Raw genomic sequence first — 14,262 nt, 5'->3', positions numbered from 1 at the left:
CAATTAATTAAATCGTTGATTTTCTTTTTGAAGGAGTTCCTATGCCGCATCAAGATTATCTTTTTACGAGCGAATCGGTATCGGAAGGACATCCTGATAAAATTTGTGATCGTATTTCCGATGAAATCGTTGATATGATCTATAAAGAAGCTGAAAAAACTGGCACTGATCCATGGTTAATACGCATTGCCTGTGAAACTCTCGTCAGTGTCAACCGTGTTGTTATCGCTGGTGAAGTGCGTGTTCCTGATACGCTATTAAAAAAAGATAAAAATCAAGAATTTATCTATGATGAAACTGGCTTTCCACTCATTAATCCTACACGTTTTCGTACAGCAGCGCGCCGTGCTATTCGTACCATTGGCTATGAACAAGCAGGATTCCATTGGAAAACTGTTAAAATTGATGTTCTTTTGCGCCCTCAATCAGCTGACATAGCAAGAGGGGTTGATAATGCTACGGATCGGCATGGTGAAGAAGGAGCAGGTGATCAAGGCATCATGTTTGGATATGCTTGCCGTGAAACACCTGATTTCATGCCTGCACCAATTTATTATGCGCATAAAATTCTCAAACTTCTTGCCGCAGCCCGTCATAAAGGAGAGGGAGAAGCCGGAAAATTAGGACCAGATGCTAAAAGCCAAATAACCATACGCTATAAAAATGGAAAACCGATAGAGGTCACATCCATTGTTCTTTCAACGCAGCACCTCGATGAAAGCTGGGATTCCAACAAGGTACGTACAGTAGTTGAACCTTACATTCGTCAAGCTTTACATGACATTCCCATTGCAGCTCAATGCAGTTGGTATATTAACCCAACAGGAAAATTTGTCATTGGTGGTCCTCAAAGCGATGCCGGATTAACAGGACGCAAAATTATTGTTGATACTTATGGAGGCGCAGCACCCCATGGAGGCGGTGCTTTTTCAGGAAAAGATACAACAAAAGTTGATCGTTCTGCAGCCTATGCGGCACGTTATCTGGCTAAAAACATTGTTGCTGCTCATTTAGCAGAGCGATGCACCATTCAACTCTCTTATGCAATCGGTATTGCACAACCTTTATCCATTTATCTTAATCTTCATGGTACAGGAAAAGTCGATGAAAAAGTTCTTGAAGCAGCCATCCGCAAAATAATGGACCTTTCACCGACTGGCATTCGAAAACACCTTGACCTCAATAAACCTATTTATGCGAAAACAGCTGCCTATGGTCACTTTGGACGTAAACCAAAACACGATGGTTCATTTTCATGGGAAAAAACTGATCTCGTGAAAACGCTTCAAACAATGGTCCAAATCCCATGATTAAATATAATACACGCAAAAGTGAAGCATTTTTTGGACGCCGACAAGGAAAACAACTTCGAAACAGTCAGCTTGCACGTATAAAAATGCTTCTCCCCAATTTTAATATTGATTTAAATGTCCCTCCTCCCTCAAACCTTACATCCTTATTTTCAAGCAAAGTAAGAGAAATTCGACTTGAAATCGGCTTTGGTGGAGGTGAACATTTACTTCATGAAATGGAATATTTTCCAAAAACCGGTTTTATTGGCGTCGAACCCTTTATCAATGGCATGGCAAAAATATTGTTGTCTCTTGAACAGCATCAAAACCATCAAAATCATCTTCGCCTCTATAATGATGATGCTACACGCCTCCTTGATTGGCTCCCTGATAACTCGCTTGATGGAATAGACCTCTTCTATCCTGATCCTTGGCCGAAAAAGAAACACTGGAAACGACGTTTCATCAACATAAAAAATCTTAACCGTTTTGCTCGTGTTCTTAAAATAGGGAAAATTTTTCGCTTTGCTAGCGATATAGACAGTTATGTAAACTGGACTTTGTACCATTGTGCAAAACATGATCACTTTGAATGGGAAGCAGAAAGCCCTCAAGATTGGAAACTCCCTTATCCACTATGGAAAGGAACCCGCTATGAAGCAAAAGCTTTACGCGAAGGACGAACGCCTGTCTATCTTACCTTTATCAAGAAATAAATGATCAAGCGCTTTTCTCATAAACAACTTGAAAAATTTTGAATTTAAGAGTATCAATAGTTAAATTCTTGGTCTTATGATGAAGGGTGGGCCGTTGGACCCGCTCTTTTTTAATATTATAAAACTGATGAAAACAACTTGGATAAAATGTATGAACGAAGCTGAAAAAATAAGCAATCTTGACGAACCACGCCTTTTTGAAGAAGATGATATCGAAGCACAGATTGCTGCTCTTGTCATACCACTACTTAAACCTTTAGGTTTTCGTTTGGTTCGTGTGAAACTTCTTGGTCAAAATGGTTTAACACTTCAAATTATGGTTGAACGTGCCGATGGTTCTATGACTGTGGAAGATTGTGAAACTGTTAGTCGAACTGTCTCCCCCCTCCTTGATGTACAAAATGTTATTGAACGCAAATATCATTTAGAAATCTCATCACCTGGAATTGATCGTCCATTGGTAAGAAAATCTGATTTTTTTCATTGGCAAGGGCATCTTGCAAAAATTGAAACTAAAATAACAATTGATGGGCGCCGAAAATTTCGCGGGACACTTACAAATATCACGCAAGATGGATTTATTTTAAACACTGATAAAGCGGCTTATGGAGAAGCCATGTATACCCCTATTTCCTTTTGTGACATCATAAATGCACATTTAGTGCTTACCGATGAGCTTATTCGCGATGCATTGAAAAAAAATAACGATTTAGGTCAACAATTTATTGCTGAAGAGAAAGCTAACGACTCTACACAGACGCTCAATTTCAAAAAATAATATCACTGGGAAATACTCATCGTGTGGCACAAAGAAGGAGAAAATTGATGGCTACAAGCACTAACAGGCTTGAGATTCTGCAAATTGCGGATGCTGTTGCACGTGAAAAGTCAATCGACCGTGAAATTGTCATTTCTGCGATGGCTGATGCTATTCAAAAAGCAGCACGTTCTCGTTATGGTCAAGAAACCAATATCCGTGCTGAAATCAATTCTAAAACAGGTGAAATTAAATTACAGCGCCTACTTAAAATCGTTGATGTCATTGAAGACTATACAACGGAAATTACTTTGTCTGATGCTCTCAAACATCAAGCAGAAGCAAAAATTGGTGATTTTTTTGCTGATCTTTTACCTCCTATGGATTTTGGACGTATCGCAGCACAATCTGCTAAGCAGGTTATTGTACAAAAAGTACGCGATGCAGAGCGTGATCAGCAATATGAAGAATTCAAAAATAAAGTTGGTGAAATTATTTCTGGTACAGTTAAGCGTGTGGAATATGGTAACGTTATCGTTGATCTAGGACGCGGTGAAGCTATTGTGCGCCGTGATGAATTAATTCCTCGTGAATCATTCCGCTATGGAGATCGTATTCGTGCTTTTGTCAATGATGTACACCGTGAAACGCGTGGACCACAAATTTTCCTTTCACGCACACATCCCCAATTTATGGTAAAACTTTTCACTATGGAAGTGCCAGAAATTTATGATGGTATTATAGAAATCAAATCTGTTGCTCGTGATCCAGGTTCACGGGCTAAAATCGCCGTTGTTTCACGCGATGGTTCCATTGATCCCGTTGGAGCATGCGTTGGAATGCGAGGAAGTCGTGTACAAGCTGTTGTTGCTGAATTACAAGGCGAAAAAATTGATATTATTCCTTGGTCACCTGATGCAGCAACATTTGTCGTTAATGCACTGCAACCTGCTGAAGTTTCTAAAATCATTCTTGATGAAGATGCTGAACGGATTGAAGTTATTGTGCCAGATGATCAACTTAGCCTTGCTATTGGACGACGTGGACAAAATGTTCGCTTGGCTTCGCAACTAACAGGATGGAACATTGATATTTTAACGGAAAAGGAAGAATCTGAAAATCGTCAAAAAGAATTTACTGAACGTAGTACGTTATTTATGGAAGCCTTAGAGGTTGACGAAATGATTGGACAGGTTATGGCATCAGAGGGTTTTTCTTCTATTGAAGAAATTGCCTATATTGATCTTGAAGAAATCGCTTCTATTGATGGTTTTGACCATGATACCGCCGCTGAAATCCAAAGTCGTGCCCGCGAATATCTTGATCATCAAGAAAAAGAACTTGATGAAAAACGCAAAAAGCTCGGAGTTTCTGACGAATTGCGAACACTTCCTGGAATGACAAGTGCTATGTTGGTTGCTGTAGGTGAGGATGGTGTAAAAACAATAGAAGACTTTGCTGGCTATGCCGTTGATGATTTAGCTGGTTGGAGAGAACGCAAAGAAGGTCAAACACAGAATTTTTCTGGTATTTTAACTCCTTTTGACATTACACGCGCGGATGCAGAAGCTATGGTTTTAGCCGCACGTGTACAAGCAGGCTGGATAGACCAAGCTGATCTTATTACAGAAAATCCTGTAGAAGATAAAAATTCTGCAGAAAATAAAAAAACAGATAATTTGGATGTGGATACACTTTAAATGAATGAACGGACTTGTATTGTGACCAGAAAAAATGCTTCAGCACAAACGCTGATCCGTTTTGTTATTGGTCCTAATAACCAAATTGTTCCTGATCTTAAAGCGAGTTTACCAGGGCGTGGCGTTTGGATTTCTGCCCACCACGCTGTTATTGAGAAAGCAATCAAACAGAAAGCTTTTCATAGAAATTTTAAAACAGATGTTGAGGTTGCACCAAATCTTGTGCATGTTGTTGATACGCTTTTACTAAAAGCCGCTCTTTCAAGCCTTTCCATGGCACGAAAAGCAGGAGCAATTGTTATGGGAGCAACAAAGGTTGATGCTGCTATCCGCTCTGGTAAAGTTATTCTTGTACTTCATGCTAAAGAAACAACAGAAGATGGGAAACGAAAAATTGCACAGGCCATCCATTCAATACAACAACAAACAAATCGGACTATAAAAACCATATCTTTATTTACTCGTGATGAAATGCGAGTGGCTTTTGGCTCTAATCCTGTAATGCACGCGGCCTTATTGGACACAAAAGCTGCTGAAGGATTTCTCAAAACGACATATAAATTGATCAGCTATCGTGACGACAAGCATAGTAAGCCTAGTGAGATGACGGTACAAGCCGTGAAGGAAGTACAATGAGTGAAAATAACAACGACAAAACAACAGTCAAGAAGACACTAACTCTCAAGCGGTCTGTCTTGGAAACGAGCACGGTCAAACAAAATTTTAGCCATGGCCGTACAAAGGCTGTCGTTGTCGAAACCAAACGGCGTAAAATTACGCGACCTGATGAAAAAGCTGAAACCCTACAGCCCATTACAAAGCCGCATGTGGCCCCCCAGCGCTCTAAACCGCGTTTTGAGGAAAAAAAGCCTCAAGAATCTGTCGCCAAAAGCAATCTTTCATCGACTGAAATGGAAGCGAGACTTCGCGCATTAGAAGAAGCACATATCCAAGAAAGAATAACACGAGAACAAGCCGAAGAAGAAGCAAGACGCGCTAAAGAGCGTGAAGAAATTTTACAGCAAGAAATTAAAGAAGAAGAACTACATCTCCAAAAAGAAGAAGAAATATCGCCAGTACAGACTTCACCTGTTCCCCCTCTCATTGAACAGACAGATATTCCTATTGCGCCTAAAAATACAACCGTGGTTGAAAAACGCAAAATAGATGAAAATAAAGAGGAAGAACGGCATAGTCGACGTGCTAATCCTGCTAAATCAGAAATACGTGTACCAAAAGTTGTCAAAGGAGCTGATGAGCGGCGACGCGGAAAGCTAACTCTGAATAGTGCATTGGATGACGAAGGAAGCGCACGTGGGCGCTCAATGGCTGCAATGCGGCGTAGACAGGAAAAGTTTAAGCGTGCACAAAATCAAGAACCAAGAGAAAAAATTTCTCGCGAAGTTGTTCTTCCTGAAACGATTACCATTCAAGAGCTCGCACAACGTATGACTGAGCGTTCTGTTGATGTGATTAAATTCTTGATGAAACAAGGACAAATGATGAAACCTGGCGATGTTATTGATGCAGATGTTGCCGAACTTATCGCTGTTGAATTTGGCCATACTGTTAAACGTGTTTTAGAATCTGACGTAGAGGAAGGTATCTTTAATATAACAGATAATCCTCAAAACATGCAGCAACGCCCCCCTGTTGTAACCATTATGGGCCATGTTGACCACGGAAAAACTTCTCTTTTGGATGCTATTCGTAAAGCAAATGTTGTTTCTGGCGAAGCAGGAGGTATTACGCAGCATATTGGTGCCTATCAAGTAGAACAAAACGGTCAAAAAATTACCTTTATTGATACACCAGGGCATGCTGCGTTTACGGCTATGCGTGCACGTGGAGCTCGTGTTACCGATATTGCTGTTCTCGTTGTAGCCGCTGATGATAGTATTATGCCTCAAACGATTGAATCAATCAATCATGCGAAAGCTGCTAGTGTACCTATCATTGTTGCTATCAACAAAATTGATAAACCAGCTGCGAATGCACAAAAAGTGCGTACAGAACTTCTACAACATGAAGTGTTTGTTGAAACTATGGGTGGTGAAACTTTGGACGTTGAAGTTTCTGCTAAAACTGGTCAAAATCTTGATAAACTTCTCGAAGCTATCCTTCTTCAGGCTGAAATGCTTGATCTGAAAGCAGATCCCCAACGAACTGCAGAGGGCGTTATCATTGAAGCCAAATTGGATCGCGGACGTGGGTCTGTTGCAACAGTTCTTGTTCAAAAAGGTACATTACACCCTTCTGATATTATAGTTGCTGGAAATGAATGGGGTCGTGTGCGTGCTTTGATTGACGACCATGGCCGCCATGTCAAAGAAGCCGTTCCCTCTACACCAATTGAAATTTTAGGCATGCAAGGAACACCACAAGCCGGAGACCGTTTTGCTGTTGTCACACATGAAGCAAAAGCACGTGAAATTTCTGAATATCGACAACGATTAGCACGTGATAAAGCTGTTGCGCGGCAAACTGGTTCGCGTGGTTCTCTTGAGCAAATGATGACAAAATTGCAAACGACTGGTGTTAAGGAATTTTCTCTTATTATAAAAGGGGATGTGCAAGGATCAATCGAAGCAATTGCTTCAGCATTGGAAAAACTTGGAAATGATGAAGTTCGTGCACGTATTGTACATTCTGGTGCTGGAGGAATTACCGAAAGTGATATTTCTCTTGCAGAAGCTTCTAACTCTGCTGTAATTGGCTTTAATGTTCGAGCCAATAAGCAGGCACGTGATTTTGCTAAAACACAAGGAATTGAGATTCGTTATTACAACATCATTTATGATCTTGTTGACGATATCAAGGCTGCCATGTCTGGATTACTCTCACCAGAACAGCGTGAAACTTTCCTTGGTAATGCTGAAATTCTAGAAGTCTTTAACATTACAAAAATTGGGAAAGTTGCAGGATGTCGTGTTACAGAAGGTAAAATAGAACGAGGAGCCGGTGTTCGCCTTATCCGCGATAATATCGTTATTCACGAAGGAAAGCTGAAAACACTCAAACGCTTTAAGGATGAAGTCAATGAAGTGCAAAGTGGTCAAGAATGTGGAATAGCCTTTGAAAATTATGAAGACATGCGTGCAGGAGACATCATTGAGACCTTCCGTATCGAACATATTAATCGCACATTATAAAATAATCCAATAACTTTACTCTGTTGTGAAATGAGAAAAGTTATTAGGTTTTATACACAATATCTCTTTTTCCTTATCTAAATGGTCAAAAAAGAGATCTTGTAGCAAGGATAAAACTTTGATGAAAAATGCAGGGCCATCACAACGGCAACTTAGAGTAGCAGAGCAAGTACGTCATGCAATAGCGCATATATTACAGCGTGATATTTTGCTTGATGATATCTTAAAAGATATTGTTATTTCTGTCTCTGAAGTACGCATGTCACCAGATTTAAAAATTGCTACTTGCTTTGTATCACCTCTCAGCACTCTTAAAAATGCTTCTCATACCGATGTTGTTGATACCCTCAATAAACATAGTCGTTTTCTCCGTGGAGAAATCAGTCATGCGTTGCGACAAATGAAATATATGCCAGAACTGCGTTTCCGAATTGATAATAGTTTTGATAATTTTTCAAAAATTGATGCCCTCCTTCGCTCGCCTGAGGTTGCGCGCGATCTTCACCATAGTGATACAGATGAGGATTAAAGATATGGCTCGGCAACACAAGAAAAAAGGGCGTCCTGTTTCTGGTTGGGTCATATTTGATAAACCAAAAGGAATGAAATCAACAGAAGCTGTCTCACAAATCAAATGGCTCTTCCATGCTCAAAAGGCAGGACATGCGGGCACACTTGATCCTCTTGCTTCTGGTCTCCTTCCCATTGCATTGGGCGAAGCAACCAAAACCGTCCCTTACGTGATGCAAGGCAAAAAAACTTACCGTTTTCATATTGCTTGGGGGCAAGAGCGCTCAACAGATGATTTAGAAGGAGAAATAACGAAAACTTCTCTCATACGTCCAACACAAGAAGAAATACTTGCTCTTCTTCCTCAATATACAGGTGTTATTTTGCAAACACCTCCACAATTTTCAGCAATCAAAATTGCCGGAAATCGTGCCTATGATTTAGCGCGTGAAGGAGAAATTGTTGAAATTCCGCCCCGTGAAGTCGAAATAGAAACTTTCAAGTTATTAGAAATGCCTACCAAAGAGCACTCTGTCTTTGAAATAACCTGCGGTAAAGGAACTTATGTGCGCTCTTTAGCACGAGATATAGGACGTGATCTAGGTTGCTATGGGTATATTGCTGATTTAAGACGTATCGCAGTAGCACCTTTTGATGAAGAAGATCTCATTACATGGGACGAACTAAAAGCGACCATTCCGCCAAATAAAAATACTACAGATGAAAATAATCGTTCTTTTGAAAAAAACTTCACAACAATCGATAAGCTCTTAATTGAAACAAGCGCCGCATTGGATTGCCTCCCTCACTATATCCTTAATGAAACTCAAGCACAGAGAATTATAAAGGGGCATTCTATCCTCTTGAGTCATCACAAAGTACCTCTTGATGAAGATGAGATTTTTGTCCTCTATAAGAAACAACTTCTTGCCATTGGCACCCTCGATAAAAGTTTATTTAAACCGAAGCGAATTTTCACAATTTAATCGATTCTTTTCCACACCCACCTTTTGCGGAAAGATATTTTTCTCCATCAATTAAGAAAAATATGGTGCTTTTCATTGTCTATATTTACCGTATTCATCTCAAAATTTAAGTCAATGCTATAAGCTAACCACCACCCACTTTTTCCTCTTAATGTCGCAATAATCCTTGCATTTGAAAAAATTCATAAGAGGCTTTTTATTTCTTTTTCAATCGTTTTTTACTCACACTTTAGCCCTCGTTTGTAATGTGCAAGCGAAGATTTTGACTGATTTACTCTAAATAGATTTGAAACGAGAAAAGCTTAAGATTTTCAGGACTATCATTCAACATGAAAAATGAAAAATAACCATTATAAATCAACTTATTAAATATTGAAACAGCAATTTTTTTATGATTATGCTAACAAATTGATCGAAATAATATTAATATATTTAATATTTACAAAAACTGTTTTAACCCTAAGGGAGATGATCAGAGGAAACTTTTAAAAGCATCTCATTGGCTTGAGGTATTGTTTGGCGTTCAATCATGCGGTGCACTCTTATACCGTTAGGAGCACAATTTAAATGACGCAGACGCTTATTGACTTCTGCATCTGCTTTTGTACGACGATGATTATGGCGTAAATAATCTACCCATGTTGGCATATGATAAGCCTCTGTCCAATATTCAGGTCTTTCAAGATCTCGTAAAAGGACCCACTGACGCGCACCATCACGTAACCGAATATGGCGTCGACGCGTCATCACTTTGAGAAACTCTTCGAGATCATTTTCATGAATTTGATAATCAATCATTATCATGATCGGTCCACTTCTTGCTTTGAGGTCGAGTAATAGTTCCGGCTCTCTAAAATGATCAAGAGGATTTAAATCTATCTGAGGAATTTCTTGAATTCTAAATTTTACCCCCGCAAGAGCACCAAAAATCAAGAATAGAGAACAAACACTCAAAGCAATTGTTGGAGAATAACCATCAGCTAAACCTCCCCAGATTGCACTTCCAAGAGCCATCCCCCCATAAGATGCCGTTTGATAAAGTGCTAAAGAACGTGCAACAACCCAGCGTGGTGTAGAGAGTTGTACAGATGTATTAAACAATGATAATGCCAAAACCCAACATAAACCTGCAGGAAATAAAGCAATATGGCTTATAATCAGTGAACGGCTAATTCCCAGTAAAAAGCAAGAAAGGGCAAAACCAATAAATGCACTTGCAATAATTGTTTCTGAACGAAAATGATGCCGTACAACTGCATTAATAATACCTGCTGTCATGGCTCCTAATCCAAAACAACCGAGCAATGTACCATAAAGAAGGGCACTTCCTCCAAGAACTTTATGCGCAACAATTGGCAAAAGTGCTAAAATAGAAATTGCTCCTATACCAAAAAGGAACGCTCGAACCATAATACTCAGGAGATTAGGTGACATCGCAACATAACGCAAACCATCTGAGACAGCTCCTAACAGCCTTTCTCGTGGCAATGAGTTGTTTTCATAATTCGACTTCCAGAAAAATAACGCACCAATAAGAGGAATATAGCTTATAGCATTAAACAAAAAAGCAGCCGATGCCCCCAAAGTTGCAATGATGGCACCACCGATAGCAGGACCAACACTCCGCATCAAATTAAAGCCGACACTATTCAAACTAACAGCAGCAGGAATATTTTCCCTGCTCACAATATCTCCTATCGTTGCTTGCCAAGAAGGATTATAAAAAGCTGTGCCACATCCAATCAAAAACGTAAAACATAACAAAAGCCAAGGCGTTAGAAATCCCATATAGGCTAAAACAGATAAACTCATGGATATGACCATCATCATAATCTGCGCACACAACATAATTTGACGCCGATTAAAATTATCAGCTAATGCCCCTGCCATCAAAGAAAACATAACAAGTGGTAATGTCGTGGCACTTTGAACAAGCCCAACCATGGAATGCGAAGAACTAATCAACGCCATTAACCACCCTGCTCCAACAGCCTGTATCAGCCCCCCTAAATTAGAAATAAGAGTAGATGACCATAAATTTCGAAATACCGAATTACGAAAAAGTTTTAATGTTGAAATGCTCTGCATCTTTTTCCTCCAAATCGGTATTTATCACTTTTGTTACCACACACGCGCTCATAATCTTTGTATCAAAAGGATGCATAATTCTTTAAAAAACTTCTCATAAAACTCTATTTAAATCAATATTTCAAAACAAAAGCTTTTATTTAAAGAAAGACTTCAAAATGCTGTCAAGGACTAGTATTTTAACCTTCTTTCCTATATAAGGACAAAAATAGGTAAGAGTCTTAGACTCTTCTTGTTTCTTCACAGACCCTTGCTGAACGACATCTCGGCTATGGGCGGCTTTATGTTTCTTCGTTTTTGGAAAGGATAATACGATGTCGATTACAGCTGAACGTAAACAAGCTCTTGTCGCAGAATACGCAAACAAAGTTGGTGATACAGGATCACCAGAAGTACAGATTGCCGTACTTTCTGAACGTATTTCTAATTTAACAAACCACTTTAAATCTCACAAAAAGGATAATCATTCTCGTCGTGGTCTTTTGAAGATGGTGTCTCAACGCCGGCGCCTTCTTGATTATCTTAAAGGAGTTGACCAAAATCGTTATCAGACACTTATCAAGAAGTTAGGTTTGCGTCGCTAAAAGAAAAATGGAGGTGGTGTTTAAAAAAATCACCCATTTTTTTACGTATTTCTTTTAATTAAAAATTTTAAAAACTGACAAGTTATTATGGGATAGGACTGCTCATCATTTCGCATTTAAGGCAGTTTACTTCTCTCTTCTCGCAACAAAGATAAAAAGTATGTTGTCCACCCCAGAACTTGGAAATATGCTACGCAAAGCCAGAATGTGAGCAATCAAAGATTTAAACACTGGTCATTAAGGATAAAAAATGTTCAAAACGCACAAGATAGAAATTGAATGGGCCGGGCGTCCGCTCACCCTTGAAACAGGGAAAATAGCACGTCAAGCTGATGGTGCAGTGATTGCTACCTATGGGGAAACTATTGTCTTAGCAACCGTTGTATCAGCCACAAGTCCAAAACCAGACCAGGATTTTTTTCCACTCACTGTTAATTATCAAGAAAAATCCTATGCTGTTGGTAGAATACCTGGAGGCTATTTAAAACGTGAAAGTCGACCAAGTGAAAATGAAACTTTGGTTTCACGTTTGATTGATCGCCCAATTCGTCCCCTTTTCGTTGAGGGATATAAAAATGATACACAAGTTATTGTTTCCGTTATACAGCATGATCTCGAAAATAATCCCGATATCCTTGCGATGATTGCATCTTCTGCCGCATTGACCCTATCAGGTGTTCCTTTCATGGGGCCTATAGCTGGTGCTCGCGTTGGTTATTGTAATGGACAATATGTTCTCAATCCTCATATCGATGAAATGCCTGAATCAAAACTTGATCTTGTTGTTGCTGGAACAGAAAGTGCTGTTTTGATGGTTGAATCAGAAGCACAGGAATTACCGGAAGATATCATGTTGGGTGCCGTGATGTTTGGTCACAAAAGCCTTCAACCTGTCCTTGATGCCATTATAAAGCTTGCTGAAGTTGCTGCAAAAGATCCTCGTGATTTTATTCCTGAAGATCTCTCTGAACTTGAAAAAGCGATGCAAAAAATGGCAGAACAGGATATACGAAAGGCTTACACAATTACTGATAAGCAAGAACGTTATGCTGCAATTAATGCACTAAAGACAGAAATCCTCAATAAATTTATGCCAGAAACAGAAGAAAACTGTAAGTTTAGTGCTGATCAAATTGCAACCGTATTTAAACAGTTGCAAGCAAAAATTGTTCGCGGGAACATTCTTGATACTCAAAAGCGGATTGATGGACGCAATCTTTCTACCGTGCGCCCTATCCAATCAGAAGTAAGTATTTTACCCCGCACACATGGATCAGCACTCTTTACCCGCGGAGAAACACAAGCTATTGTCGTTGCAACACTAGGAACTGGTGAAGATGAACAATATGTTGATTCCTTAACAGGAATGTATAAGGAAACATTCCTTCTCCATTACAATTTCCCACCATTTTCAGTGGGTGAAACGGGACGCCTTGGTTCTCCTGGTCGTCGTGAAATTGGACATGGCAAATTGGCATGGCGGGCAATTCACCCCATATTGCCAACGAAAGAATCTTTTCCTTATACCATTCGTGCTGTCTCAGAAATCACAGAATCCAATGGATCTTCTTCTATGGCAACAGTTTGTGGGACCTCACTTGCTCTTATGGATGCTGGTGTTCCTCTAGCACGCCCTGTTGCTGGTATTGCTATGGGCTTGATTAAAGAAGGAGAACGCTTTGCTGTTCTTTCTGATATTTTAGGGGATGAAGATCATCTTGGAGATATGGATTTTAAAGTCGCAGGAACAGAAAATGGTATTACTGCCTTGCAAATGGATATCAAAATTGATGGTATTACCGAAGAGATTATGAAAATCGCGCTTGAACAAGCCAAAGGTGGCCGAATCCATATCCTGCATGAGATGGCGAAAGCTTTAACCAGTGCACGTGCTGAGCTGAGTGAATTTTCTCCACGAATCGAAGTTATGAGTATTTCTGTCGATAAAATCCGTGATGTTATCGGCTCTGGTGGTAAAGTTATTCGGGAAATCGTGGAACAAACTGGAGCAAAAATTAATATTGAAGATGATGGTACCATTAAAATTGCTTCTGCTGATGCTAAAACCATTGAAGCAGCAAAACGCTGGATCCATTCTATTGTTGATGAGCCTGAAGTTGGTGCTATCTACCAAGGAACAGTTGTAAAAACTGCAGAATTTGGTGCATTTATAAACTTCTTTGGTTCTCGTGATGGACTCGTTCATATCTCTCAGCTTGCATCAGAACGCGTCACCAAAACAACCGATATTGTAAAGGAAGGTGACAAAGTTTGGGTTAAATTAATGGGCTTTGATGAGCGTGGAAAAGTTCGGTTATCAATGAAGGTCGTTGATCAAAAAACCGGAAAGGAAATCACCGGTGATAAAGCGATGAATGAAGAAAAGTGCGTGGATGAAAAAAAACAACCTGAAAATAAGCGCCGCCGTAAGAAAAAAGAAGAGTAAATTTTTTCTTTTATCGTATCATGAAATGCCA

The 14,262-nt window shown here is 39.6% G+C and carries 11 protein-coding genes; 10 read left to right on the top strand and 1 reads right to left on the bottom strand.

Features of this window, described 5'->3' with window-relative positions:
• Nucleotides 1–41 precede the first annotated feature (41 nt).
• The 8 genes from metK (at nucleotide 42) to truB (ending at nucleotide 9,113) form a co-directional block, all read left to right on the top strand.
• Nucleotides 42–1,310, top strand: coding sequence for a methionine adenosyltransferase (gene metK, locus ACFIJS_RS02120; protein WP_375649459.1), 1,269 nt, complete (start codon nucleotides 42–44; stop codon nucleotides 1,308–1,310).
• Complete coding sequence (locus ACFIJS_RS02115) at nucleotides 1,307–2,008, top strand: tRNA (guanine(46)-N(7))-methyltransferase TrmB (protein WP_375649457.1); 702 nt, start codon at nucleotides 1,307–1,309, stop codon at nucleotides 2,006–2,008. The genes metK and ACFIJS_RS02115 overlap by 4 nt, the downstream gene beginning before the upstream one ends.
• A gap of 127 nt (nucleotides 2,009–2,135) precedes the next feature.
• The gene (rimP, locus tag ACFIJS_RS02110; protein ID WP_375649563.1) at nucleotides 2,136–2,786 is read left to right on the top strand and encodes a ribosome maturation factor RimP; all 651 of its coding nucleotides are present in this window, start codon (nucleotides 2,136–2,138) and stop codon (nucleotides 2,784–2,786) included.
• Between the two features lie 47 nt (nucleotides 2,787–2,833).
• Complete coding sequence (gene nusA / locus ACFIJS_RS02105; protein ID WP_375649454.1) at nucleotides 2,834–4,465, top strand: transcription termination factor NusA; 1,632 nt, start codon at nucleotides 2,834–2,836, stop codon at nucleotides 4,463–4,465.
• On the top strand, nucleotides 4,466–5,101 hold the full coding sequence (locus ACFIJS_RS02100) for an RNA-binding protein (protein WP_375624628.1): 636 nt from the start codon (nucleotides 4,466–4,468) through the stop codon (nucleotides 5,099–5,101).
• Nucleotides 5,098–7,617, top strand: a complete 2,520-nt coding sequence (gene infB, locus ACFIJS_RS02095; RefSeq protein WP_375649452.1) for a translation initiation factor IF-2 — start codon at nucleotides 5,098–5,100, stop codon at nucleotides 7,615–7,617. The genes ACFIJS_RS02100 and infB overlap by 4 nt, the downstream gene beginning before the upstream one ends.
• Nucleotides 7,618–7,738: 121 nt before the next feature.
• Entirely contained in the window at nucleotides 7,739–8,146 is a 408-nt protein-coding gene (gene rbfA / locus ACFIJS_RS02090; RefSeq protein WP_375633973.1) for a 30S ribosome-binding factor RbfA, read from the top strand.
• A 4-nt stretch (nucleotides 8,147–8,150) separates the two neighbouring features.
• Nucleotides 8,151–9,113 carry a tRNA pseudouridine(55) synthase TruB gene (truB, locus tag ACFIJS_RS02085; protein ID WP_375649449.1) on the top strand — a complete coding sequence of 321 codons (963 nt, stop codon included), beginning with the start codon at nucleotides 8,151–8,153 and terminating at the stop codon, nucleotides 9,111–9,113.
• A 459-nt stretch (nucleotides 9,114–9,572) separates the two neighbouring features.
• Here truB and ACFIJS_RS02080 read toward each other — a convergent pair whose 3' ends face one another.
• Complete coding sequence (locus tag ACFIJS_RS02080) at nucleotides 9,573–11,201, bottom strand: MFS transporter (protein WP_375649447.1); 1,629 nt, start codon at nucleotides 11,199–11,201, stop codon at nucleotides 9,573–9,575.
• A gap of 314 nt (nucleotides 11,202–11,515) precedes the next feature.
• Between ACFIJS_RS02080 and rpsO the strand changes: the two genes are divergently transcribed.
• Nucleotides 11,516–11,785, top strand: a complete 270-nt coding sequence (rpsO, locus tag ACFIJS_RS02075) for a 30S ribosomal protein S15 (protein ID WP_005774142.1) — start codon at nucleotides 11,516–11,518, stop codon at nucleotides 11,783–11,785.
• Nucleotides 11,786–12,035: 250 nt separating this feature from the next.
• A complete protein-coding gene (gene pnp, locus ACFIJS_RS02070; protein WP_375649445.1) occupies nucleotides 12,036–14,231 on the top strand; it encodes a polyribonucleotide nucleotidyltransferase in 2,196 nt (731 codons plus the stop codon).
• The last annotated feature ends 31 nt before the right edge of the window (nucleotides 14,232–14,262 follow it).

Source organism: Bartonella sp. OT172YNZD (assembly GCF_042193725.1).
GTDB classification, from domain to species: Bacteria; Pseudomonadota; Alphaproteobacteria; order Rhizobiales; family Rhizobiaceae; genus Bartonella; species Bartonella grahamii_A.
The sequence above is the reverse complement of the archived record's forward strand: the minus strand, read 5'-3'. Positions and strand labels throughout refer to the sequence as shown.